The following is a 22,893-nucleotide window of genomic DNA, read 5'->3' as shown; positions in this document are numbered from 1 at the left end:
GGTGAAACCAGCCGTCCGGCCATTGTCCCGTGTCCCGGACGGCATAAAATACGCACTGAATCAGGGAGCGATCATGAGTGGTTCGCGTCTGCGTATTTTTACCTATCACAATCTGGCCGTGCCGCCGACCGATACCACCATGCCCAAGCTCTACGTGGAGCCGGATGCGTTCGAGCGGCAATGCCGGTTGCTGAAGCGTTGGGGCATCCGCGGGGTCTCCATGTCGGAAGGGTTGAGCGCCTGGCGGGCCGGCGATGCCCATCGGATGATCGTGCTGACCTTCGACGACGGCTATCTGGACAACCTGGAAAATGCCGTGCCGATCATGCGTCGCTACGGCTTTTCCGCCACCTGCTACGTGGTGTCCGGCGCGTTGGCCGGATACAACGCCTGGGATGCCGGCAAGCTCGGCGTGGCCAAGCCGGTGATGGACGAGACGGCGGTGCGGGCTTGGTTGAGCGCCGGCTTCGAAATCGGCTCGCATACCGTCAATCATCCCCATCTCGATCAGCTCGGCGATGAAGCGGCGCTCGCCGAGCTGGTGGAGAGCCGGACCGCCCTCGGCCGCTTGGCGGGACACGAAATTGCTCACTTCTGCTATCCCTACGGCGACCACACCGAACGCACGGTGGAACTGGTGCGGCGCGCCGGCTACGAAAGCGCCGTGACCACCCGGCGCGGCGTGGCCCGGGCCGGAGGCGATCCGCTGCGGTTGCCGCGTATCTCGATCAATGGCGGGCGGGGGCTGTTCAAATACTGGCTGCATGCGGCCACTCCCTACTCGCTCTGGCGGCGATGAACTTCCTGTTCGTTGATGCCAGCCGCAAGCTCTGGGGAACCGAGCAGGCGCTGCTGGAACTGGCCTCCGGCTGCGCGCGCGCCGGTCATCGCGTGGTGGCGGTGGTGCGCGCGGATAGCGAGATGGCGCAGGCGATGCGCGTGGTTCCGGGCATCGAACTGCACGAAACGCCGTTTCGCGGCGGCGAGGACCCGCGTGCGCTCTGGCGGGTGTTACGGCTGGGCCGCGCGACCCGCACCGACTGGCTGGTGACTGCGCACAGCAAGCATCATTGGCCGCTGCTGCTGGGCGCGCGCTGGCTGGGCTGCCGGTTGGCGGCGTTCCGGCACATGGCCTACATCCGCAGTCGTTTCACCCGGTACTGGATGCCGCGTCTGGCGGACCGTTATTTCGTCGTCTCGGAATTCGCCCGCCAGCGGCTGATCTCGCAGGGCGTGCCGGGGCGCTGCCTGCACATCTCGCACAACCCCATCGACACGCGGCGCTTTCGTCCCGACGCCGAGGCGCGCCGCCGCCTGCGCCAGCGGCTTGGCATGGACGAAGACACGCCGCTGGCCGGGTTCATCGGCCGGCATACCTGGTGCAAGGGCGTGAGCGTGCTGCGGCAGGCGGTGATCGAAACGATGCACGAGCGCCCGACGATGCACATGCTGTGGCTTGGCGAGGGGGCCGAACTGGCGGCGACCAAGGCGGTGGTGGATGCCGTCGGGCAGGCAGAGCGCCACCATTTCATTGCCTGGCAGGTGGATGTCGAAAAGGTCTATTCGGCGCTGGACGTGCTGCTCTGCCCCTCGGAGATCGAGGAAACCTTCGGTCGGGTGGTGGCCGAGGCCCAGGCTTGCGGCGTGCCGGTGATCGCCCGTGATCGCGGTGGGCTGTCCGAGGCGATGGCGGATGGACGAACGGGTTTGCTATGGCGGCAGAATGATGCGGGCAGCCTGGCTTCGCTGCTTGGCGGCCTGCTGGATGACCCGGATCGGCGGCAGGCGATGTCGGCGGCCGGGGTCGCCTGGGTCACGCGCTTCTGTACCTCCAGTGTGGTCGAGGCGTTCGTCGCGCAGTTGCATTGACCGGCCAGGAGGCCGCGGCGCCAAGGTGAGCCGGGCCTGATGCCCCCCGTGTTGCGGCGGCGGAGCGCGTTCGCCGGCGGCGGTCGCTACCTTGCTCAACGCATCGGACAGCCCGCCATGCGGGGGCGTTGCCGCCTTCCGGGGATGCGCCGGTAAAGGCTGGCCGCGCCATGGGTATTGAAGGTCTTACCGTGTCGGCGTAATCGGATGAATGGGACTCATGCCGGCATATCGCCCGGTCGCTGTTCGGTGACGGTGACTTTGGAGAGGGTTTTTGACCCGCTTGCATAATCAAGGGTGCGGCGCATCAAGGTCGAAGCGTCTTTCGTTGGCTATTGGCCCGGTATGGCGGCCATGCCCACATCGGTCGGAGTGCCATCATCGCGCGCCACTTTGGCGTTGCCACGGGGCGCGGCTGGGCCAGCCACGGCGGTGGGTATTGTCGTCACCTCGGCGGCCTGTTTTTTCAGCACGGAACCGTGCATCGCGCGCGCAGTCGGAGATATTGCCGGCCATGTGCCGAAAATGGGTATTAGCTGATCGTCTAATGATGCCCCAAGTATGCCCGGCCGTCGCCGCGGGATGGCTGGGGTGATTCTTAATAATGAATACGGGGGGGGTGCGTATTCATTAATTGTGGCGGGCGTATGACCGTCTTGTTAAGCGTTCGTGGATGGCGCATATTCCGGCTGTCGGCCCCTGCCGGCAATTGGATAACAAACGACAAAAGCTCATCAAGGGACACTCATCATATGTCTTTCACGTTTAGGAAAAATCTCAAACGCAGCGCATTGACGGTCGCGCTCGGCCTGTGTTTCGCGGGCACCGTCCAGGCACAGAGCACCACCGGCAATATCTACGGCAACGTCCCGGCGGGCGCGGATACGACGGTCGTCGTCCGTAACGCCAGCGGCCTGACGCGGAGCGTCACCGCCGATGCCAAGGGGCGCTACAGCATCGGTACGTTGCCGGTCGGCCGCTACACGGTGACGGTCGAGCGCGGCGGACAGGTCATCGGCACGCGCGAAGTGACGGTGCTGGCGGGCGCGGGTTCCGATGTGTCGTTCGTCAAGTCGGGAGGGGCCGAGACGCTGGATGTGGTGACCGTCACCGGCACCGCCTTGCCCGCCATCGATACCACCGCCGTGGATACCCGCAGCGTGGTGACTGCCGAGCAGCTCGAACGCCTGCCGCTGGCGCGTTCCGCCGAGGCGGTGGCCTTGCTGGCGCCGGGCGCGGTGTCGGGGGCGTCGGGTTATTTCGGCGATCTGGTGTCGTTCGGCGGCGCCGGCGTGTCCGAGAACGCGTATTACGTCAACGGTTATTTCACCGGCGAGCCGCTGTCCAACCTGGGCGGTTTCACCTTGCCGTATGGGGCCATCGAGCAGCAGGAAACCTTCATCGGCGGCTACAGCGCCATGTACGGCCGTTCCGCCGGCGGCGTGATCAGCCAGATCGGCAAGCGCGGCACCAACGAGTGGCATTTCGGCGGGCAGGTGACGTATACCCCCAAGGCGTTGCGCGGCAAGAAGGAAGACCTTTACTTCCCGAACGTCGATCTGAGCGGGCCCAATGCCAATCCCAACTTGCCGTCCACCTGCGAGGATGCGAACAAAAACCCGATACTGTGCCAATGGTCTTACGCCGATGCCACCCGGCCGGGTACGCTCTATCACCGTGGCAAGGATGAGACCTCGTGGGGGAACTCCTACAGCCTGTATGCCGGCGGCCCGATCGTTCGCGACCGCCTGTTCTTCTTCGCCTCGGGCGAATGGGAGCAAAGCAAGTCCAACATCACGCCGACGGCGCTGGAAAAACCGCAGAGCCGTGAGCGGACCACCCGGTTGCCCAAGTTCTACGGCAAGTTGGATTGGAACATCACCGACGATCACCTGCTCGAATTTTCCTACCTGAGCGAAAAGACCGACCGCAGCGGCGTGTTCTATTCCCACGACTTCTCCACCGGCGCCAAGGGCGATAGGTTGCTCACGCCGGATGCCTTCGTGCAGAAGAACCAGTTCGCCATCGCCAAGTACACCGGTTATCTGACCGACAACCTCACCCTCAGTGCCACCTATGGCCGTGGCAAGCTGACCAAGCAGGAGAATTCGGTCATCCCCGGTCTGGCGCGGGTCGATTCGCACACGCTCCAGAACCCGGCGATCGTCGGCAATAATCCGATTTCCAACAGTCAGGCCAATTCCACCGTCACCAATGCCGAGAACCGCACCGAGGGGCTGCGCGCCGACCTGAAATGGGTGCTGGGCGATCATACGCTGACCTTCGGTATCGACAACATCAAGTTCGAAGCCACCAACGAAGGCGAGAAGCCCGTCGTCGACCGCTGGATCTATGGCCGCGCCGGTGGCAACCTCTCCACGACGCTGGGCGTGGGCAGCCCCGTCGGCCCCGGCAACCCGAATGGGTATTTCGTCCGCAAATTGGTGTTTTCCAGCCAGGCCAGCATGAGCCTCGACCAAAAAGCCTGGTACATCGAGGATCGCTGGCAGGCTACCGACCGCCTGCTGTTGTCGCTGGGCCTGCGCAACGACAAGTTCACCAACCGCAACGACGCCGGCGCGATTTATCTGGACGCCAAGAACCAATGGGCGCCGAGGCTCGGTTTTGCCTGGGACGTGAAGGGCGACGCCAGTATGAAGGTGTTCGGCAACGCCGGCCGCTACTTCCTGGCGATGCCGAACAACGTGGCGATTCGCGGCGCTTCCGCCTCGACCTACACCAACGAGTACTTCACCTATACCGGTGTCGATTCCAACGGCGTGCCGACCGGCCTGACGCCGATTCCCCGGCTCGATGGCGGCACGCCGCGCCCGGTTTCCTCCAATGGCGAATATGGCACGCCGGTGGACGTGCTGGCGTTCGCGCCTTCCGATCTGAAGAACATGTATCAGGACGAGTTCATCCTCGGCTTCGAGAACATGCTCACCGACAAGCTGATGCTGGGCGTCAAGTTGACCCGGCGCGATTTGAAATCGGCGGTGGACGACGTCTGCGACCCGTACACGTTCATGGATCGCCACGGCTTGAAGCCGATCAAGCAGGTCAACGGCAAATACATCGCCCAGGGCACCAGCGGCGGTCCGGTCGAGGTGGCCTATTGCTACATGTTCAATCCCGGCGGCACCAATACCTTCAGCCTGGCGAATACCGATGCGGACGGCAATCCCACCGGCGGCCGCACCCAATACACCATGTCCTCGCAGGATTGGGGCTTCCAGGACAGGATGAAGCGCAGGTACAACGCGCTCGACATCTATATGGAGCGCCCGTTCGACGGCAAATGGGGCGGGCGGATCGATTACACCTTCAGCAAGAGCCGGGGCAACACGGAAGGCCAGGTGAAATCGGAGTTCGGCCAGAGCAACATCTCCAAGACCCAGGATTGGGATGCCGCGCAGATCATGGCCTACACCTATGGCTATCTGGCCAATGACCGTCGCCACCAGTTGAAGGCGTATGGCAGCTACCAGTTGACCGACGAACTTCTGCTGAGCGGAACGATGCGGATACTGTCGGGCGGGCCGATCGGCTGTCTCGGCTATTTCAACCCGGATGGCAGCATTAACGAAAACAGCAGCGAAGCCGACCCGGTGGGTTATGACGCCGCTTATCGCACCTGTTTTGGCCAGATCGTCAGTCCGGGCGCCAAGCGCACGCCGTGGAGCCGGACGCTCGATCTCGGCCTGACCTACCGCCCTCACTTCTTCGACAAGAAGCTGGCCTTGGGCGTGCAGGTGCGCAATGTGCTCAATGCGCAGGAAACCTTGCAGGTGAACGTGACGTCGGAAAGCAAGCCTTACGTCGTTTCCAACACCTACATGGTGCCGATTGGCCGGCAGGCGCCGCGGACCGTGGTGTTCACCGCCGCGTACAACTGGTAATCCCAGCGGGCCCGGCGGCATGGCCGCCGGGTCTGGCGGCAAGAGAGAACCCGGCCATGCGAGTGGCCGGGTTTCTTTTTCCTTTATCGTCCTCGCTCATTGACGGCGCGGGGGAGGTGCGCCGTTGCGGGGCGGGTCAGGCGATCACCACTTGAACGCCACCTTCCCGTACACGTAGGCGCCATTGAAACCGAACGGCGAGAGGTTGCTGTAGGGAAACTGGCCGTTGGTGGAGTTGCCGAAGTTGTTTTCGTCGGGGTAGACGTCGAACACGTTGTCGGCGCCCAGGGTGAATTTCCAGCCGCCGAGCTTGTAGCTGGCGGCGAGGTCGGTCAGCCACTTTGCGCCGTGGGTCTGGTCGAGCGCGGGGTTGTTCGGCGTCACCCCGACGCTGCCGTAGCGGGTGGCGGAGAGCGACAGATCCCAGCGCGCGTTGCTCCATAGCCCGGAGAGCAGCAGCTTGTCGCGCGGGAAGCCTTTTTCGATGCGGCCGATCTCCACCCGGTCGATGCGCTCCAGGTTGAGGCCGTTCTGCCGCAGCGCCTCCGGGTTGGGGGCGATGCGGGTGATCTCGGTTCTGCCGAGGTTGTAGCCGAGCGTGAAGTCCAGCGCGCTGGCGGCCATTTGCCAGCGATAGGTGCCGACCACGTCCACGCCACGGCTGCGGGTGCCGATGGCGTTGGTGAAGTAGCGGCCGCCGTTGATGCCGTATATGCCCTTGGATTCCAGCAGCGTGCGCACCGCCTCGCCGGTCAGGTTGGAGGACAGCACGATGCGGTCATCGACGTCGATCTGGTAGGCGTCGATGGTCACGTACAGCCCGCTGGCCGGTTGCAGCACCAAGCCCAGGCTTGCCGAGCGCGAGGTCTCCGGCTTGAGCGGCTCCGCGCCGAACGCCCGCGCGATGGCGCTGGCGGCCGGGAAGGTGCGGATCTCGAACGGCGTGGCGATGCCCGGCAGATAGGTCGTGCTGACGGTCTGGAAATACTGCTGCGGCAGCGAGGGCGCGCGGAAGCCGGTGGACAGCGTGCCGCGCAGCGCCACCGCGGGGGTGAAGGCGTAGCGTGCCGAGACCTTGCCCGAGGTCTTGCCGCCGAAATCGCTGAAGCGCTCGTGACGCACCGCGCCGCCAAGGTTGAATTTGTCGGTGAGGTCGGCTTCCACGTCCAGGTAGGCCGCCTGGCTCTTGCGGTCGTAGTGGCCGGACACGGCCGGGGCGAAACCGGCAAAGCCCTGCGCGCCGCCGGGCTTTGCCGGGTTGGGCTGGGCGTACGCGCCGTATTCGCCCGGCGACTGGTTCCATTTGTCGTAGCGGTATTCCGCGCCGAACGCCACGTTGAGCGGCGCGGCCAGGCCGATGTCGAAACCCTTGCGGATGTCGAGATTCACCACGTTCTGGGTGGTTTCCAACATGCCGGCGTAGAACGCGCGCGGCGAGGTGGGGCCGAGGCTGGCGTTCAAGGTGTTGCGGGTGTGGAACAGAAGCTGGTTCTGGCCGTAGTTGTAGCCGAGGTCCCAGTCCCAGTCCCCGCCGATCACCCCGCGCAGCCCGATTACCGCCGAGCGGTCTTTCGAAATATTGTTGATTTGCGGCAGATACCCGTCCGGGTAGATCGAGAGGATGTTCTGGCGGGCGTTGCCCGGCGCGCGGAAGAACGCATAGGAGGTGATGTCGCGGTGGCTGGCGGCGCCCCAGCCGTAGAGGGTGAGGTTGTCGCCGAGCTTGTAGCCGGTGTTGACCGAGAGCGCGCCGAAGCTGGCGGCGGGATCGCCGATGACGAAAGCCTTCTGGCCCACCGCGGGCTGATTCGCGCCGGGTGCGCCGGCATACGGGCGGGCGCGGTCGGTGCGCTCCTGCGTGCCGAGTTGGGCCGAGACGTGCGCGAAGCCGCGCCCCTCGCCGCCGAGGGCGAGCCCGGCATTGCCGGAGAGCTGGAACCGTTCGCCGTCGCCGGCGGTCGTCCTGCCGTTGCCGAAGGCGATGCCGCCGCCGTGATCGGCGTTTTTCAAGATCACGTTGACCACCCCCGCGATGGCATCCGAACCGTATTGCGCCGAGGCGCCGTCGCGCAGCACTTCCACCCGCTCGATGGCCGATATCGGGATGGTGTTGAGGTCCACCGGCGCCGACCCGCGGCCGATGGTGCCGTTCAAGTTCAGCAGCGACGAGGTGTGCCGACGCTTGCCGTTGACCAGCACCAGCACCTGGTCGGGCGAAAGTCCGCGCAACTGCGCCGGACGGATCGCGCTGGTGCCGTCGGTCAACGCCGGGCGCGGGAAGTTCAGCGAGGGCAACGCCCGCGACAGCGCGGTGGCCAGTTCGGTGGTGCCGGTGGATTCGAGCGTTTCTGGGGTGAGCACGTCGATCGGCGCGGTCGATTCGGCCACCGTGCGGTGGGAGGCGCGCGTGCCGGTGACGATCACCTGGTCGAGGGTGTGCTTGCCGGTCTCGGTGGGCGTGTTCTGCTGGGTGAAGGCGCCGGGGGCGAGCGCGGCGAGGATGGCGGAGGCGAGCAGGCGAGGTGTCATCGAAATTCCGTGAGGTGGAGGTGTCGTTTCGATTTAACACATGTTTCGCATTTGGTTGATGCGATTTTGGTATAGGCGGATGCCATTGCCGCATGCGGCTTCTGTTAGAATCCCGCCCGCCTCAGGTGGCCGAGGCGCGCAAGCGCCTGGCTGAAACGGGAATCCGGTGAGCGCGTCAGCGTGAATCCGGGGCTGCCCCCGCAACGGTGAGCGAGTGAAGGAACGACCATGGCCACTGTGCGTCGCGCATGGGAAGGCGTCGTTTCCGCAAGTCCTCGACTTGGCTCGCAAGCCCGGAGACCGGCCTGTGGGTTCACCGGACATGCGGTGGGCATGCGGACGGTTGCCGGCTTTCGCCGAGTGCCCCCGCCTGCCCCTGACCACGTGTTCCTCTTTGGCCTTGTCCGCGCGGTTGGGCGCGGCAGCAGGAGCAGTTCCCATGACGTTTTCCCGAATTCCCGCCCGTCCGGCCATGCTTGCCGTGGCGCTGGCCGCCGTATTGCCCGCGCATGCCTCCGCCGACGACGCCGTCGATCCGCAATCGCTCGACACCGTGGTGGTGACGGGCAGCCGTGGCGAGAAGACGCTGCGCGAAACCCTGGCCTCGACCACCGTGATCGACCGCGAGACCATCGAGCGCCTGCAACCGGCCTCATTGCAGGATCTGTTGAAGGGGCGTGCCGGCATCTCCATCGCCAACAACGGCGGGATGGGCAAGAACACTTCGTTGTTCCTGCGCGGAACCGAATCCGACCACACCCTGGTGCTGGTCGATGGGGTGCGGGTGGGGTCGGCCACTTCCGGCGGCGTGGCCTGGCAGGATCTGCCGGTGGAGCAGATCGAGCGCATCGAGATCGTGCGCGGCCCGTATTCCAGCCTGTACGGCTCGGACGCCATCGGTGGCGTGATCCAGATTTTCACCCGTCGCCCGCGGCAGGCGTTCGCGCCGAGCCTCAGCGTGTCGGCGGGCAACCTGGGCACCCGCAAGGCCGGCGTCGGCGTTTCCGGCCGGGGCGGGGCGGGTTGGTATTCGCTCAATTTCGCCCACCAGCAGACCGATGGCATCAACGCCTGCCGTGGCCGGCCGGCGCCCGGCGCGGCCGGCTGCCGTGTATGGGAGCCGGACCTGGATGGCTACCGCAACAATTCGCTGAGCGCGCAAGGCGGCCTGGAGCTGGGCGAACGGTGGGATATCGAGGCGAACGCGCTGAGCGCCCGTGGCCGCAGCCGCTACGACGGTTCTTTCGTCAACGAGGCCAACGTGCGCCAGCAGGTGCTGGGCGCGCGGGCCAATTACCGGGCCAGCGACGCCTTCAAGCTGGGCTTCAACGTCGGCCGCGCCGACGACCATAGCCAGAACTACCACGATGGCCAATGGCGCAGCACGTTCGAGAGCGATCGCACCGTGGCCGGTGTGCAGGCCGATTTCGCGCTGGGGGCGGCCGAATTCGTCACCGGCTTCGACTGGTATCGCGATGAGGTTGCGAGCGACACCCGCTACAGCGTGAGCCGCCGCGACAACCGCGCGCTGTTCGGGCAGTGGCGGCAGGCATTCGGCCAGCACTCGCTGCAACTGGCCCTGCGCCATGACGACAGCAGCCAGTTCGGCGGCAAGGCGACCGGCGGCTTGCAGTGGGGCTGGCAGCTCACCGACGCGCTGCGCCTCGCGGCGAGCTACGGCACGGCTTTCAAGGCGCCGACCTTCAACGAGCTTTACTACCCCGGCTACGGCAACCCGGCGCTGGTGCCGGAAAGCGCCCGCAGCTTCGAACTGGGCCTGCGCGGCGATCATGGCTGGGGCCATTGGAATTTGCAGGGCTACGAGACCCGCATCGCCGAGCTGATCGCCTACGATGCGTCGATCTTCGCCCCCGGCAACGTCGATCGCGCGCGGATTCGCGGCGTGGAACTGTCCGCTGGCGTGGAACTGGCGGGCTGGGGCGTGAATGCGGCGCTTGGTTGGCTCGATCCGGTCAATCTCAGCGCCGCCAACGATGGCAAGGTATTGCCGCGCCGCGCCCGCCAGAGCGCGCGCGTGGACGTGGATCGCGGTTTCGGCGCTTTCGAACTGGGCGCGGGCGTGGTGGCCACCGGCCGGCGTTATGATGACCTCGCCAACCGTCGGCCGCTGGGTGGTTATGCCACGACCGATCTGCGTTTCGGCTGGAAGTTCGCCCCGGCATGGAAGCTGCAACTGGCGCTGGAGAACTTGTTCGACAAACGCTACGAAACCGCCGAGTTCTACAACCAGCCCGGCCGCACCTGGCTGATGACCCTGCGTTACAACGGCGCGAAATAGGCCCGCACCATCCCGAGGAGACACCACGATGCAGAATGACCCCCCCCGCCGGACGCTGGTCGTCAGCGTGGCGCTGACCCTGGCGATGACCTTGACCCGGTTTCAGCACATCGGCGCGCTGCTGCATCTCTACGATGCCTCGATGGCGGTGTTCTTCCTCGGCGGCCTGCTGTTGCGCCGGCATGCGTGGTTCCTGGCCTATCTGGTGCTGGCGGTGGGGATCGACTTCACCGCCATCACTTTGCGCGGCGAAAATTTCCTCCAGTCGCACTGCGTGACGCCGGGTTACGGCTTCCTGCTGCTCTCGTATGCCGCGCTCTGGTATTCGGGCCGGTTGTACGCCCCGCGCCTGGGCCGCTCGGCGGGCGCGCTGGCGGGGGCGCTGGCCTGCGGTTTCGCCGCCGCGGTCGTGGCCTTCTTGATCTCCAATGGCGCTTTCTACTGGCTGGGCGGGCGCTACCCCGATCCACACTGGGCGCAATACGTCGCCCGGGTTTGGCAATGGGGGCCGTCGTACGTTCGCGTGGCCACGTTGTACGTCGGCGTGGGGCTGGCCGCCTGGGCGGTGGCCAGCGCGCTCGCCGGACGTGGCGGCGCGCGTATCGCCCGCGCCTGAACCGCGATGGGCAAGGAGCCGTTGAGCCTGGAGGCGTACCACCGCGAGCGCGCACAGCGGAAGAAGGCGCTGGTCGATCGCCGCATCGCCCGCGCCACCATCGACCGGGGCGTGGTGGTGGTCAACACCGGCAACGGCAAGGGCAAGAGCTCGTCCGGCTTCGGCATGCTGGCGCGCTCGCTCGGCCACGGGTTCCGCTGTGGCGTGGTGCAGTTCATCAAGGGCAGTTTCTCCACGGGGGAGGAAGCCTTTTTCCGGCGCTTCCCCGAGCACGAACTGGCCTACCACGTGATGGGCGAGGGCTTCACCTGGGAAACCCAGGATCGCGAACGCGACGTCGCCGCCGCGCAGGCGGCCTGGGGGATGGCCCGGGCGATGCTGGCCGATGCCTCCTTCGATTTCGTCCTGCTGGACGAGCTGAACATCGCGCTGGTCAAGACCTATGTCGAGGTCGATGAGGTGCTTGCCGCATTGGCCGCGCGTCCCATGCGCCAGCACGTGGTGATCACCGGACGCGGGGCGCCCGACGCGCTGGTCGAGGCGGCCGACACGGTGACCGAGATGCGCCTGGTCAAGCACGCCTTCAAGGCCGGGATCAAGGCGCAGAAAGGCGTCGAGCTGTAGTCGGCATGGCCTGGCCCGCGATCCTTGCCGCCATCGTTCTCGACGCACTGCTCGGCGAGCCGCGCAGTGCGCATCCGCTGGTGGCGTTCGGGCGCTGGGCGGGCGGTATCGAACGGCGTCGGCACCGTGACTCGCGGGCTGCCGGCGTGCTGGCGTGGGTGCTGGCGGTCTCGCCCTGGGTGGCGCTGTGCGCGCTGGCGGCGCATGGGCTGGATGCGATATCGGGTTGGCTTTACTGGCCGTTCGCGGTGGCGGTGCTGTACCTGGCCATTGGCCTGAAAAGCCTGGGCCAGCACGCCCGGCCGGTGATCGACGCGCTGCTGCGCGAAGACCTCGCCGCCGCGCGCGCGGCCGTTGGCCGCGTGGTCAGCCGTGATGTCGATGCGCTCTCGGCCGAGCAGGTGGCGGGCGCGGCCACCGAATCGGTGTTGGAAAACGGCGCCGATGCGGTATTCGGCGCGATCTTCTGGTTCGCCGTCCTCGGCCCCGCCGGCGCGCTGCTCTACCGCCTGGCCAACACGCTGGACGCGATGTGGGGCTACCGCAACGACCGATACCGCCACTTCGGCTGGGCGGCGGCGCGCATCGACGACGTGCTCAATTTCATCCCGGCGCGGCTGACCGCCCTGGCTTACGCGCTTTGCGGCCGGACCCGGCGCGCGCTGCGCTGCTGGCGCGGGCAAGGCGTGCGCTGGAAAAGCCCGAATGCCGGCCCGGTGATGGCCGCCGGCGCGGGCGCGATCGGCGTGCGGCTGGGCGGTGCCGCGCCCTATCACGGGGTGATGAGCGAGCGGCCGCCGCTGGGCGCGGGCCGCGCGCCGGATGCGCGGGCGATATGCGATGCGCTGGCGCTGGTGCGTCGCAGTGTCTGGCCGTGGCTGATCGGCATCGCGTTGGTCGAGCTGTCGTTCGATTCGTTTTTCGCCGGCGTGGCGCGATCGGCGTTGCTGGCGCGGAGCGGTCATGCTTGAACATGGCGGGCGTTTGCTGCGCGCGGCCCATCGGTATGGCATCGCGCCGGCGCGTTGGCTGGATATTTCCACCGGCATCAGCCCGCGCGCGTATCCGGTGCCGCCGGTGCCGCCGCGCCTCTGGCAGCGGCTGCCCGAGGACGAGGATGGCCTGATCGACGCCGCCCGCCGTTTCTACGGCGCGCCCGTATTGCTGCCGGTCGCCGGTTCGCAGGCGGCGATCCAGGCTTTGCCGCGGCTGCGCGGGCCTTCGCGGGTGGGCGTGATCGCGCCGGGCTACGCCGAGCATGCGCACGCCTGGCGGCAGGCCGGGCACGCGGTGGAAACGCTGCCGGCGGCGCGGCTCCTGGCCGAGGCGGTGCGCTTCGACGTCGTCGTACTGATCCATCCCAACAATCCGGGGGGCGATACTTTCACCAGCGCCGGATTGCTCGATCTGCACGCCGGGCTTGCCGCGCGCGGCGGCTGGCTGGTGGTCGACGAAGCCTTCATGGACGCCACGCCAGGGCACAGCCTGTGCGGCGAAACCGGGCGCGGCGGTCTGGTCGTGCTGCGCTCGGTCGGCAAGTTCTTCGGCATGGCTGGCGCGCGGGCGGGGTTCGTCTGCGCGTCCCCGGCGATTCTCGACAAGCTCGGCGAAAAACTCGGGCCGTGGGCGCTGGCCGGGCCTTCGCGCTGGGCGGTGGCGCAGGCGCTTCGCGATGTCGAATGGCAGGCATCGCAGCGCGCATGGTTGCGGGCGCGCAGCGCGGAACTAGGCGAGGTGCTGCGTCGCCATCGCCTGACGCCCACCGCGTCCAGTGCGTATTTTCATTGGCGGTGCGATACGCGCGCCGCCGGGCTGCACGATGCGCTGTGCCGCCGGGGCATTCTCACCCGCTTGTTCGAGACGCCGGCCAGCCTGCGCTTCGGCCTGTGCGCCGACGACGGCGAGCTTGCGCGTCTGGACGCGGCGTTGGCGGAGCTTGGCCGGTGAGCGCGCGCGTGCTGATGGTGCAGGGTTGCACGTCGGATGCGGGCAAGAGCGCGCTGGTCACGGCGCTTTGCCGCTGGGCCGCGCGGCGCGGCGTCAAGGTGGCGCCGTTCAAGCCGCAGAACATGGCGCTCAACTCCGCCGTGACCGTGGATGGCGGGGAAATCGGCCGCGCCCAGGCGGTGCAGGCCGAGGCCGCGCGCATCGCGCCGCGCTTTGATTTCAACCCGGTGCTGCTCAAGCCCAATACCGATACCGGCGCGCAGGTCATCGTGCATGGGCGCGCGGTCGGCAACATGGATGCGGTGGGCTACCACCAATACAAGCGCGTGGCGTTCGAGGCGGTGATGGCTTCGCACGCGCGCCTGGTCGAGCGCTGCGAGCTGCTGTTGGTCGAAGGGGCGGGCAGCCCGGCGGAGATCAACCTGCGCGCGCACGACATCGCCAACATGGGCTATGCCGAAGCGGTGGATTGCCCGGTGATCCTGATCGCCGACATCGATCGCGGCGGAGTGTTCGCCCATCTGGTGGGCACGCTGGCGCTGTTGTCGGAGCGCGAACGCGCGCGGGTGGCGGGTTTCGTCATCAACCGTTTCCGCGGCGACGTCGCGCTCCTGCGACCCGGCCTGGATTGGCTGACGCGGGAAACCGGCAAGCCGGTCATCGGCGTGTTGCCGTATCTGCACGGGCTCCATCTGGATGCCGAGGATGCACTGCCGCGCCTGCCGGCGGATAAGCCGGCGGCGGCGTTGCGCGTGGTGGTGCCGGCCTTGCCGCGCATCAGCAATCACACCGATTTCGATGCCCTGCGCGCGCACCCCGACGTCGAGCTGTGTTTTGTCGGTGCTGGCGAAATTGCGCCGCCTTGCGACCTGATCGTCCTGCCGGGCTCGAAATCCACCCGCGCCGATCTGGCCTGGCTGCGCGCCAATGGCTGGGTGGCCGTGCTGCAAAAACACCTGCGTTATGGCGGCAAGCTGATCGGCATCTGCGGCGGCTTGCAGATGCTGGGGCGAGCGATCCACGACCCGTTGGGCCTCGAAGGCGAACCGGGCGGCAGCGACGGGCTGGGCTGGCTGGATTTCGAGACCGTGCTGGAGGCCCGCAAACAGTTATGCAACACGCAAGGCACGCTGCGGCTGGCGGGGCACGAGGCCGCCGTGCGCGGCTACGAAATCCATTGCGGCGTCAGCCGTGGCGCCGGGCTGGCCGCCGCGCCGGTCATGCTCGAGGATGGGCGCGCCGATGGCGCGTTGTCGGCGGACGGCCAGATCTTCGCCACCTATCTGCATGGCGTGTTCGATACGCCGGAGGCGTTGGCCGCGATCCTGGCCTGGGCGGGGTGCGCCGGGGCCGGGCCGCTCGACTTGCGCGCCCTGCGCGAAGCCGGCATCGAACGGTTGGCCGACGCGGTGGAAGCGCATCTGGATGTCGCCCTGCTGGAACGGCTGGCCGGAGTGCGCGCATGAAATCCCTGATTCTCGGTGGCGCGCGTTCGGGAAAGAGCGCACTGGCCGAAGCCTGGGCGCTGGAGAGCGGCCGCGAGGTCGTCTACGTCGCCACTTCCGAGCCGCTCGATGGCGAAATGCGCGCGCGCATCGCGCATCATCGCGCGCGGCGTCCGGCCGGGTGGGGGCTGGTCGAAGAGCCGCTCGCGCTGGCCCGCGCGCTGTGCGCGAACGCCGCGGATGACCGCCTGCTGCTGGTCGATTGCCTGACGCTGTGGCTGTCCAACCTGCTGGGCCTGGAGGATGAAGCCCGGCATGCGTGCGAGTACGATGCGCTGCTCGCGGCCCTCCCGGCCTTGCCGGGGGTGGTCGTTTTCGTCAGCAACGAAGTGGGGCTGGGAATCGTGCCGATGGGGGCGCTGTCGCGCCGCTTCGTCGACGAGGCCGGGCGCCTGCACCAGCAAATCGCCGCGCGCTGCGAGCGCGTGGTGTTCGTCGCGGCGGGATTGCCGCTTTACCTGAAAGGAAAGCCCGATGTTGCCTGATTGGCTGGATGCGCCCTGCGCATCGCCCGATGAATTCATCCACGAGGCCGCGCGCATGCGGCAGACCCGCCTGACCAAGCCGCCGGGTTCGCTGGGCATGCTGGAAACCGCCGCCATCCGGCTGGCCGCCTTGCAGCACACGGAGCGGCCGGCCATCGATCGGGTCTGGATCAGCGTGTTCGTCGCCGACCATGGCGTGGCGGAAGAAGGCGTATCCGCTTTCCCGCAGGCGGTCACCGGCGAGATGGTGCGCAACTTCACCAGGGGCGGGGCGGCGATCAGCGTGTTGGCCCGGCAACTGGGCGCGCGGCTGGAGGTGGTCAACCTGGGCACGGTCAACGACCCCGGCGAAATCGAGGGCGTCCGCCGCGCGGTCATCGCGCCGAGTTCATCCAATTTCTGTAAACAGGCGGCGATGAGCGATGCGCAATTCGCCGTCGCGCTGGTGGCGGGCCGGGACAGCGTGCGCGAGGCCAGGTTGGCGAAGGCGCAGATGTTCATCGGCGGCGAAATGGGTATCGCCAACACCACCGCCGCCACCGCCCTGGCGTGCGCCCTGCTTGGATTGGCGCCGGGGGCGCTGGCGGGCGCGGGCACCGGCCTGGACGCCGCCGGCATCCAGCGCAAGGCCGAAGTCGTCGCCCGCGCGCTGGCCTTGCACGGCGATGCCGGAAGCGCGCGGGAAATGCTGCGCCGGCTCGGCGGCTTCGAGATCGCCGCGCTCGCCGGCGCCTACATCGCCGCCGCGCAGGAAGGGCTGCCGGTGCTGGTGGATGGGTTCATCGCCACCGCCGCCGCGCTCGCCGCCGTGCGCATCCAGCCGCAAGTGGCGGATTGGCTGCTGTACGCGCACCGTTCGCAGGAGCGCGGGCACGGTCGCCTGCTGGATGCGTTGCGGGCGCGTGCGCTGCTCGATCTGGACATGCGCCTCGGCGAGGCCAGCGGCGCGGCGGTGGCGGTGCCTTTGCTGCGGCTGGCCTGCGCGCTGCACAAGGGCATGGCGACGTTCGCCGAGGCCGGCGTCTCCGAAGCATGAGCGCCATCGCGCCCGGCTTCGACCTGTTGCGGCATGGCGATACCGGCCAGAAAAGCTATCGCGGCCAACTCGACGACGCGCTCACCGAGCAGGGCTGGGCACAGTTGCGCGCGGCCGTGGCCGGGCATGCGTGGGACCGCATCGTCTCTTCGTCGTTGCGCCGCTGTGCCGGGTTCGCCCGCGAACTGGCCGCCCGGCGCGGGCTTGCCCTGAGCATCGATGCGCGGCTGGCCGAATACCATTTCGGCGATTGGCAGGGCGTGCCGATCGAGACCCTGGCGGAAGAACAGGGCGAAGCGCTGGCCGCGTTCTGGCGCGACCCGGTGGCGAACCCGCCGCCCGGCGGCGAAACCTTCCACCAGTTCGGCGAGCGCCTGTGCGCCGCGTTGGACGCGGCCATGCCGCAAGCCGGCGAACGCGTCCTGGTCGTGACCCATGGCGGGGCCATCCGCCTGCTGCGCTGTCTGGCGGAAGGCCGCGATTACGGTGACATGGCGGGGATCGACGTGCCGCATGCGGGCCTGCACCGCCTGCCGTGGAGCGTTCGCGCACCGCGCCGCCTGCCACGGGCGCCATGATGCGGGCGTTCCTCCACGCGCTCGGCTTTCTTACTCGCATCCCGGTGCCGGCGCGGGTATTCGGGGATGCCGGCGCGCGCCGCGGGTCGCTGCCGTTTTATCCGCCGGTGGGCGCGTTGATCGGCGCGGTTCTGCTTGGCATCGGCGGATCGCTCGGCGCCGCGCCGCCGTTACTGGCCGCCGCCATCGTGCTCGCCGCCTGGGTGATGCTGACCGGCGCGCTGCATCTGGATGGACTGGCCGACAGTGCCGACGCCTGGGTCGGCGGCCTGGGCAACCGGGAGAAGACCCTCGCCATCATGAAGGACCCGGCCAGCGGCCCGGTGGGCGTGGCCGCCGTGGTGCTGGTGCTGCTGCTCAAGTTCGCCGCGCTGGCCAGCCTGCCGCCCGCCGCGTGGCCGGCCGTGCTCATCGCCCCGATGCTTGCGCGCACGTGGCTGGTGCTGGCCTTCCTCACCACGCCCTACGTCCGCGGCGGCGGCATGGGAGCGGCTCTGGCGGACGCGCCGCGCATCGCCTGCTGGCTGGCCTGCGCGTTCGCCATGCTGGTCGCCGCCGTGGCGGGCCGGCCCGGTGTCGTCGCGCTGTTGGCCGGGCTGTCGCTGTTCGCGCTGTGGCGGCGCGCGGTGATGAAGCGGCTGGGCGGCTTCACCGGCGATACCGCCGGCGCGCTGGCCGAGCTGGCCGAAGCCGTCATGCTGGTGGCGATGGCCCTTACACTCGCCCGTTGACCCAAAGGAGAACATCGATGGCCCGTTACCGCCCGAGAAGCCCCCTGCGCTGGCCGTTGGACTATAGCTGGGGCTATCGCCACTGGCGTTGGAACGTATGGAGCGACGTCCTGCTGGAAGCGCAGCCGTGGACCACGCGCCCGGCCGAGGTGCGCGCGGCGCTCGCCGTCTGGTTGGCCGGCAAAACGCAGAGCGTCGCCCGCGTGGATGGCGAGGAAATCGCCATCGCCTACGAAGGCGGCATCCGGATGCATGCGGAAGATCGGCAAGGTGGCCAGCCGGCGATGTCGGTATACCTGCACTCCAGCGGCGAGGATGCCTTCGATTCCATCAAGTGGTATGCCGATCAACTGGTCGACGCGCTCCTGGCCGTCGACCCGGAAGTGAAGGTGCGTTGGGTCAAGCACCCGCACAAGCGCCACTACCTGAGGGAAACCCGCGATACGGGCCGCTGACACCGGACCGGCGCGCAACCGGCCCCGGGAAAGCCTGGACAACGCCTACCTGGCGTTGCCGGCCCCGCCAGTGCCCGAGTGTCCGAATCTGGCCCGCGTGAATCCGCCGCCTGGGTAACGAGTTCGCGCGTGGCCATTCGCGGGCGCGCGGAGTCTTCGGATGGGTAGCGGTTTCTCAAACGGGCGCGTCATGTACGGGTACGCGGGCAGGCCCTAGAATTCGCGCATGATTTCCTTCCGTAATTTCGCCCTCAGGCGTGGCGAACGCCTGCTGCTGTCCGACGTCGATCTGGCGCTCCATGCCGGCCATCGCGTTGGCGTGGTCGGCCGCAACGGTGCCGGCAAGTCTTCGTTGTTCGCCGCGCTCCTGGGCGAGGTGGAGCCGGATCGAGGCGACCTGGACCTGCCCGGCAAGGCGCGCATCGCCAGCGTCTCGCAGGAAACCCCGCACCTGCCCGAGCCGGCGCTGGATTTCGTGATGTCCGGCGACGACCAACTGCATGCCGCCGTGCGCGCCGAACGCGAGGCGATGGCGAACGAGGATTGGGAGGCGGTGGCCGAAGCGCACCACCGGCTTGCCGAATTGAACGGCTACGACGCCGATGCCCGCGCCGGACGCCTGCTGCACGGCCTGGGTTTTCCGGCCGGGACGCACGAAAAGCCGGTCGCCGATTTTTCCGGTGGCTGGCGCGTGCGCCTCAACGTGGCGCGCGCGCTGATGATGCCGAGCGACCTGCTGCTGCTCGACGAACCCACCAACCACCTCGACCTCGACGCCGTGGTCTGGCTGGAAGACTGGCTGCGCCGCTACGACGGCACCCTGCTCGTCATCAGCCACGACCGCGAGTTCCTCGACAACGTCACCACCCACATCCTGCACCTGCATGAAGGCCGGGCCAAACTCTACGCCGGCAACTACACCGCCTTCGAGCGCCAGCGCGCCGAGCACCTGCGCCAGCAGCAGATCGCCTTCGAGAAGGAACAGGCCGAACGCGCCCACCTGCAAAAGTTCATCGACCGCTTCAAAGCCAAGGCCAGCAAGGCGCGGCAGGCGCAAAGCCGCATGAAGCGGCTGGAAAAGCTCGCCGGTACCGAGGCCGTGCGCGCCGAACGCGCGCTGCACATCGATTTCCCCGAGCCGGCGAGGATGCCCAATTCGCTGCTTGGCCTTCGCCATGTCGATGCCGGTTACGGCGCACGCGCGCGCATCCTCGCCGATGTCGGCTTCGCGCTGGAGGCGGGCGACCGGGTGGGCCTGCTGGGGCCGAACGGCGCCGGCAAATCGACCTTGGTGAAGACCCTGGTGGGCGAACTCGCGCCGATGGCCGGCGAACGCGTGGCGCATCCCGACCTGGTGATCGGCTACTTTGCCCAGCACACGGTGGAATCGCTGGTGGAAGGCGCTTCGCCCATCGACCATCTGAAGGACATTTCGCCGGAGACCTCCACCCAGGACTTCCGCAACTTCCTTGGCCGCTGGCAGTTCCCGGGCGACCGCGCCTTCGAGGCCATCGACAATTTCTCCGGTGGCGAGAAAGCGCGCCTCGCGCTGGCCCTGATCGCCTGGCGCAAGCCCAACGTGCTGCTCCTCGACGAGCCGACCAACCATCTCGACCTGGAAATGCGCGAAGCACTGGCCGAAGCGCTCAGCGATTTCGATGGCGCCATCGTCATGGTCAGCCACGACCGCCATCTGATCGGCCTGGTGTGCGATGCGTTCTGGCGCGTTCACGACGGCGTGGTCGAACCGTTCAACGGCGATCTCGACGATTACGCCGCCTGGCTGCGCGCGCGTCCGGCCGCGGGCGAGGCGAAGGCCGACGCGAAGCCCCCCGTGCCCGTACCGGCGCCGGCGCCCCCCGCGGCGGGAACGCCAGCGAAAAAACCGGCCAGGATCAACCCGCACAAGCTGAAGGAAGCCGAGGCGCGGGTGGAGCGGCTCACCGGCGAACTGGCCGAATGCGAGGCCGCGCTGGCCGACCCCGCGGTGTATTCCGATACCGGCAAGGTGGCCGATCTGGGCCGCGCGCAGATGCAATTGCGCGCCGAACTGGAGGCGGCCGAGGAAGCGCTGCTGGCGCTCTACGGCTGATGCGGAAACCGTAGCGCGATGAACCCCGCGTCCGTGACGCCGGCGTTTCCACCAGCGCCTCGCGCGTGCCGGTTTGCCCCGGCCGGATCGGCGGGTTAGGGTGCGGCAATGAACACGAAAACCCTTCTCGCCGCCTCCCCGCTCGCGTTGGCGCTGGCCGCCTGCGCGCCCTCCCGCTCCATGCCCGTGGCCGATGCCGCCGCCGTGCCGGCCACCGCCACCGGACAAGCCCCGGCCGATACCTTCATGGCCCATGTCGCCGCCCACTGCGGCAAGGCGTACGAAGGCAGGATCGTCGCCAACACGCCGAAATCCGCCACCCCCGATGCCTTCGAAGGCAAACGCCTGGTGATGCATGTGCGCGGCTGCGACGACCCCGGGCAACGCCTCGAAGTGCCCTTCCACGTCGGCGACGACCATTCGCGGACGTGGATACTGACCCGGCTCGACCACGGCCTGCGCCTCAAACACGACCATCGGCACGCGGATGGCAGCCCCGACGCGATGACCATGTACGGCGGCGACAGCCGGCATGCCGGCAGCGCCACGCGCCAGGCATTTCCGGTGGATGCCGAATCCATCGCCCTGTTCGAAAAAGAGGGCCTGAACGCCTCGGTGGAGAACACCTGGGCGATGGAAATCCATCCCCGCACTTTCGTCTACGAACTGTCGCGCCCCAACGGTCGCCTGTTCAAGGTGGAATTCGACCTGACCCGCCCGGTCGATCCGCCGCCGACGCCCTGGGGTTGGTAGTCCAAACCGCTTCGGCAAACGAACCGAAACCAGCAGGCGCTCCCCGGGGCGCCTGTTTCGTTCGCGCCCATGTGGGCGGGGCGTCGAGGGATGCGATGTAAATATATCGCTTCATTCGTATGGAGAGATTTATTGTGCTAGGGTGGCCTTCCCACGTCGCAGCGAAGTCGCCCCATGAGCCAACGTTTCGAAACCCTCGCCCTGCATGCCGGCTACAGTCCGGACCCGACCACCAAGGCGGTGGCGGTGCCGATCTACCAGACCGCCGCCTATGCCTTCGACAGCGCCCAGCATGGCGCCGACCTGTTCGACCTGAAGGTGCCGGGCAATATCTATACCCGCATCACCAACCCGACCAATGCGGTGCTGGAGGAACGCCTCGCCGCGCTGGAAGGCGGCATCGCCGGGCTGGCGTTGGCCTCGGGGCAGGCGGCGATCACCTATGCGATCCAGACCATTGCCGGGCAGGGCGACAACATCGTCAGCGCGGCTTCGCTCTACGGCGGCACCTGGACGCTGTTCGCCCACCATCTGCCGGCCTTCGGCATCGAGGCGCGTTTTGCCGATGACAACGACCTGGCCGCCTTCGAGGCGCTGATCGATGCGCGCACCAAGGCGATCTACGTCGAAAGTATCGGCAACCCGTCCGGCAAGCTCGCCGATATCCCGGCACTGGCGGAACTGGCGCATCGCCATGGCATTCCGCTGATCGTCGACAACACGGTGGCCTCGCCGTATCTGCTGCGCCCGATCGAGCACGGCGCCGACATCGTGGTGCATTCGCTGACCAAATACATCGGCGGCCACGGCACCTCGATTGGCGGGCTGATCGTCGATGGCGGCAAATTCCCGTGGGCCGCGCATGCCGAGCGTTTCCCGCAGCTCAACGCGCCCGACCCCAGCTACCACGGCGTGGTGTTCACCGAGGCGCTGGGGCCGGCCGCCTTCATCGGCCGGGCGCGGGTGGTGCCGTTGCGCAACACCGGCGCGGCGCTCTCGCCGTTCAACGCCTTCCAGATTTTGCAGGGGCTGGAAACGCTGGCGTTGCGGCTGGAGCGCATCTGCGAGAACACCTTGAAGGTGGCGGAATACCTGAAGGCGCATCCCAAGGTGGCCTGGGTGCGTTATGCCGGTTTGCCCGACCACCCCGATCATGCGCTGGCGCGGAGGCTCCACGGCGGCCGCGCATCGGGCCTCCTGACCTTCGGCATTGCCGGCGATGACGGGCGCAAGGGGGGCGAGCGTTTCCTCGACGCGCTGCGGCTGTTCACCCGCCTGGTGAACATCGGCGACAACAAATCGCTGGCTACCCATCCGGCCAGCACCACCCATCGCCAGTTGACGCCGGAGGAATTGGCGAAAGCCGGTGTCGGCGAGGAAGCGGTGCGGCTGTGCGTCGGCATCGAACACATCGATGACCTGATCGCCGACCTGAAGCAGGCATTGGCGGCGGTCTGAACGGGCCGGCCTCG

At 67.6% G+C, this 22,893-nt stretch carries 18 protein-coding genes and 1 riboswitch; of the genes, 17 read left to right on the top strand and 1 reads right to left on the bottom strand.

The annotated features are described in order from the left end of the window. Window positions 1-73: 73 nt before the first annotated feature. The 3 genes from EBB59_RS03155 to EBB59_RS03145 all read left to right on the top strand — a co-directional run bounded on the left by EBB59_RS03155 (window position 74) and on the right by EBB59_RS03145 (window position 5,771). On the top strand, window positions 74-799 hold the full coding sequence (locus EBB59_RS03155; protein WP_122100694.1) for a polysaccharide deacetylase family protein: 726 nt from the start codon (window positions 74-76) through the stop codon (window positions 797-799). Beyond that, window positions 796-1,869, top strand: coding sequence for a glycosyltransferase family 4 protein (locus EBB59_RS03150; protein WP_122100693.1), 1,074 nt, complete (start codon window positions 796-798; stop codon window positions 1,867-1,869). Before EBB59_RS03155 ends, EBB59_RS03150 begins: the two co-directional genes overlap by 4 nt. Window positions 1,870-2,621: 752 nt before the next feature. Beyond that, on the top strand, window positions 2,622-5,771 hold the full coding sequence (locus EBB59_RS03145) for a TonB-dependent receptor (RefSeq protein WP_122100692.1): 3,150 nt from the start codon (window positions 2,622-2,624) through the stop codon (window positions 5,769-5,771). 144 nt (window positions 5,772-5,915) lie between these two features. On the opposite strand, the gene EBB59_RS03140 is transcribed toward EBB59_RS03145, so the two are convergent. Further along, window positions 5,916-8,300, bottom strand: coding sequence for a TonB-dependent receptor plug domain-containing protein (locus EBB59_RS03140; protein WP_122100691.1), 2,385 nt, complete (start codon window positions 8,298-8,300; stop codon window positions 5,916-5,918). A 106-nt stretch (window positions 8,301-8,406) separates the two neighbouring features. Beyond that, window positions 8,407-8,623, top strand: a riboswitch (cobalamin riboswitch). A gap of 116 nt (window positions 8,624-8,739) precedes the next feature. Here EBB59_RS03140 and btuB point away from each other — a divergent pair. The 14 genes from btuB (at window position 8,740) to EBB59_RS03070 (ending at window position 22,879) form a co-directional block, all read left to right on the top strand. Further along, window positions 8,740-10,599 (top strand): TonB-dependent vitamin B12 receptor, encoded by a 1,860-nt coding sequence (btuB, locus tag EBB59_RS03135; protein ID WP_122100690.1) that lies wholly within the window; start codon window positions 8,740-8,742, stop codon window positions 10,597-10,599. Between the two features lie 28 nt (window positions 10,600-10,627). Continuing rightward, window positions 10,628-11,215, top strand: a complete 588-nt coding sequence (locus tag EBB59_RS03130; RefSeq protein ID WP_122100689.1) for a hypothetical protein — start codon at window positions 10,628-10,630, stop codon at window positions 11,213-11,215. A 6-nt stretch (window positions 11,216-11,221) separates the two neighbouring features. Further along, entirely contained in the window at window positions 11,222-11,839 is a 618-nt protein-coding gene (gene cobO, locus EBB59_RS03125) for a cob(I)yrinic acid a,c-diamide adenosyltransferase (protein ID WP_122100688.1), read from the top strand. A 5-nt stretch (window positions 11,840-11,844) separates the two neighbouring features. Next, window positions 11,845-12,810, top strand: a complete 966-nt coding sequence (gene cbiB, locus EBB59_RS03120; RefSeq protein WP_122100687.1) for an adenosylcobinamide-phosphate synthase CbiB — start codon at window positions 11,845-11,847, stop codon at window positions 12,808-12,810. Beyond that, the gene (cobD, locus tag EBB59_RS03115; protein ID WP_122100686.1) at window positions 12,803-13,786 is read left to right on the top strand and encodes a threonine-phosphate decarboxylase CobD; all 984 of its coding nucleotides are present in this window, start codon (window positions 12,803-12,805) and stop codon (window positions 13,784-13,786) included. The genes cbiB and cobD overlap by 8 nt, the downstream gene beginning before the upstream one ends. Next, window positions 13,783-15,252, top strand: a complete 1,470-nt coding sequence (locus tag EBB59_RS03110) for a cobyric acid synthase (protein ID WP_122100685.1) — start codon at window positions 13,783-13,785, stop codon at window positions 15,250-15,252. The genes cobD and EBB59_RS03110 overlap by 4 nt, the downstream gene beginning before the upstream one ends. After that, window positions 15,249-15,776, top strand: coding sequence for a bifunctional adenosylcobinamide kinase/adenosylcobinamide-phosphate guanylyltransferase (gene cobU, locus EBB59_RS03105; RefSeq protein WP_122100684.1), 528 nt, complete (start codon window positions 15,249-15,251; stop codon window positions 15,774-15,776). The genes EBB59_RS03110 and cobU overlap by 4 nt, the downstream gene beginning before the upstream one ends. Beyond that, window positions 15,766-16,812 (top strand): nicotinate-nucleotide--dimethylbenzimidazole phosphoribosyltransferase, encoded by a 1,047-nt coding sequence (gene cobT / locus EBB59_RS03100; protein ID WP_122100683.1) that lies wholly within the window; start codon window positions 15,766-15,768, stop codon window positions 16,810-16,812. Before cobU ends, cobT begins: the two co-directional genes overlap by 11 nt. 5 nt (window positions 16,813-16,817) lie before the next feature. Continuing rightward, a complete protein-coding gene (locus EBB59_RS03095; RefSeq protein WP_425451788.1) occupies window positions 16,818-17,390 on the top strand; it encodes a histidine phosphatase family protein in 573 nt (190 codons plus the stop codon). Then, the gene (locus EBB59_RS03090; protein ID WP_122100755.1) at window positions 17,387-18,121 is read left to right on the top strand and encodes an adenosylcobinamide-GDP ribazoletransferase; all 735 of its coding nucleotides are present in this window, start codon (window positions 17,387-17,389) and stop codon (window positions 18,119-18,121) included. Before EBB59_RS03095 ends, EBB59_RS03090 begins: the two co-directional genes overlap by 4 nt. A gap of 17 nt (window positions 18,122-18,138) precedes the next feature. Beyond that, window positions 18,139-18,576 carry a hypothetical protein gene (locus EBB59_RS03085; protein WP_122100681.1) on the top strand — a complete coding sequence of 146 codons (438 nt, stop codon included), beginning with the start codon at window positions 18,139-18,141 and terminating at the stop codon, window positions 18,574-18,576. Between the two features lie 226 nt (window positions 18,577-18,802). Further along, window positions 18,803-20,668, top strand: a complete 1,866-nt coding sequence (locus tag EBB59_RS03080) for an ABC-F family ATP-binding cassette domain-containing protein (protein WP_122100680.1) — start codon at window positions 18,803-18,805, stop codon at window positions 20,666-20,668. Window positions 20,669-20,776: 108 nt separating this feature from the next. Beyond that, entirely contained in the window at window positions 20,777-21,421 is a 645-nt protein-coding gene (locus tag EBB59_RS03075) for a hypothetical protein (protein WP_122100679.1), read from the top strand. A gap of 174 nt (window positions 21,422-21,595) precedes the next feature. Then, entirely contained in the window at window positions 21,596-22,879 is a 1,284-nt protein-coding gene (locus tag EBB59_RS03070; RefSeq protein WP_122100678.1) for an O-acetylhomoserine aminocarboxypropyltransferase/cysteine synthase family protein, read from the top strand. Window positions 22,880-22,893 lie beyond the last annotated feature (14 nt).

It is taken from the genome of Solilutibacter pythonis (genome assembly GCF_003697345.1).
In the GTDB taxonomy this organism is placed as follows: domain Bacteria; phylum Pseudomonadota; class Gammaproteobacteria; order Xanthomonadales; family Xanthomonadaceae; genus Solilutibacter; species Solilutibacter pythonis.
Note: the sequence above shows the minus strand (reverse complement) of the source record. Positions and strands in the feature narration are given on the sequence as shown.

Excerpts from the sequence above, each read along its gene's own strand:
- EBB59_RS03155 (WP_122100694.1), top strand. The coding sequence starts at position 74 with ATGAGTGGTTCGCGTCTGCGTATTTTTACCTATCACAATCTGGCCGTG.
- EBB59_RS03150 (WP_122100693.1), top strand. The coding sequence starts at position 796 with ATGAACTTCCTGTTCGTTGATGCCAGCCGCAAGCTCTGGGGAACCGAG.
- EBB59_RS03145 (WP_122100692.1), top strand. The coding sequence starts at position 2,622 with ATGTCTTTCACGTTTAGGAAAAATCTCAAACGCAGCGCATTGACGGTC.
- EBB59_RS03140 (WP_122100691.1), bottom strand. The coding sequence starts at position 8,300 with ATGACACCTCGCCTGCTCGCCTCCGCCATCCTCGCCGCGCTCGCCCCC.
- btuB (WP_122100690.1), top strand. The coding sequence starts at position 8,740 with ATGACGTTTTCCCGAATTCCCGCCCGTCCGGCCATGCTTGCCGTGGCG.
- EBB59_RS03130 (WP_122100689.1), top strand. The coding sequence starts at position 10,628 with ATGCAGAATGACCCCCCCCGCCGGACGCTGGTCGTCAGCGTGGCGCTG.
- cobO (WP_122100688.1), top strand. The coding sequence starts at position 11,222 with ATGGGCAAGGAGCCGTTGAGCCTGGAGGCGTACCACCGCGAGCGCGCA.
- cbiB (WP_122100687.1), top strand. The coding sequence starts at position 11,845 with ATGGCCTGGCCCGCGATCCTTGCCGCCATCGTTCTCGACGCACTGCTC.
- cobD (WP_122100686.1), top strand. The coding sequence starts at position 12,803 with ATGCTTGAACATGGCGGGCGTTTGCTGCGCGCGGCCCATCGGTATGGC.
- cobU (WP_122100684.1), top strand. The coding sequence starts at position 15,249 with ATGAAATCCCTGATTCTCGGTGGCGCGCGTTCGGGAAAGAGCGCACTG.
- cobT (WP_122100683.1), top strand. The coding sequence starts at position 15,766 with ATGTTGCCTGATTGGCTGGATGCGCCCTGCGCATCGCCCGATGAATTC.
- EBB59_RS03090 (WP_122100755.1), top strand. The coding sequence starts at position 17,387 with ATGATGCGGGCGTTCCTCCACGCGCTCGGCTTTCTTACTCGCATCCCG.
- EBB59_RS03085 (WP_122100681.1), top strand. The coding sequence starts at position 18,139 with ATGGCCCGTTACCGCCCGAGAAGCCCCCTGCGCTGGCCGTTGGACTAT.
- EBB59_RS03080 (WP_122100680.1), top strand. The coding sequence starts at position 18,803 with ATGATTTCCTTCCGTAATTTCGCCCTCAGGCGTGGCGAACGCCTGCTG.
- EBB59_RS03075 (WP_122100679.1), top strand. The coding sequence starts at position 20,777 with ATGAACACGAAAACCCTTCTCGCCGCCTCCCCGCTCGCGTTGGCGCTG.
- EBB59_RS03070 (WP_122100678.1), top strand. The coding sequence starts at position 21,596 with ATGAGCCAACGTTTCGAAACCCTCGCCCTGCATGCCGGCTACAGTCCG.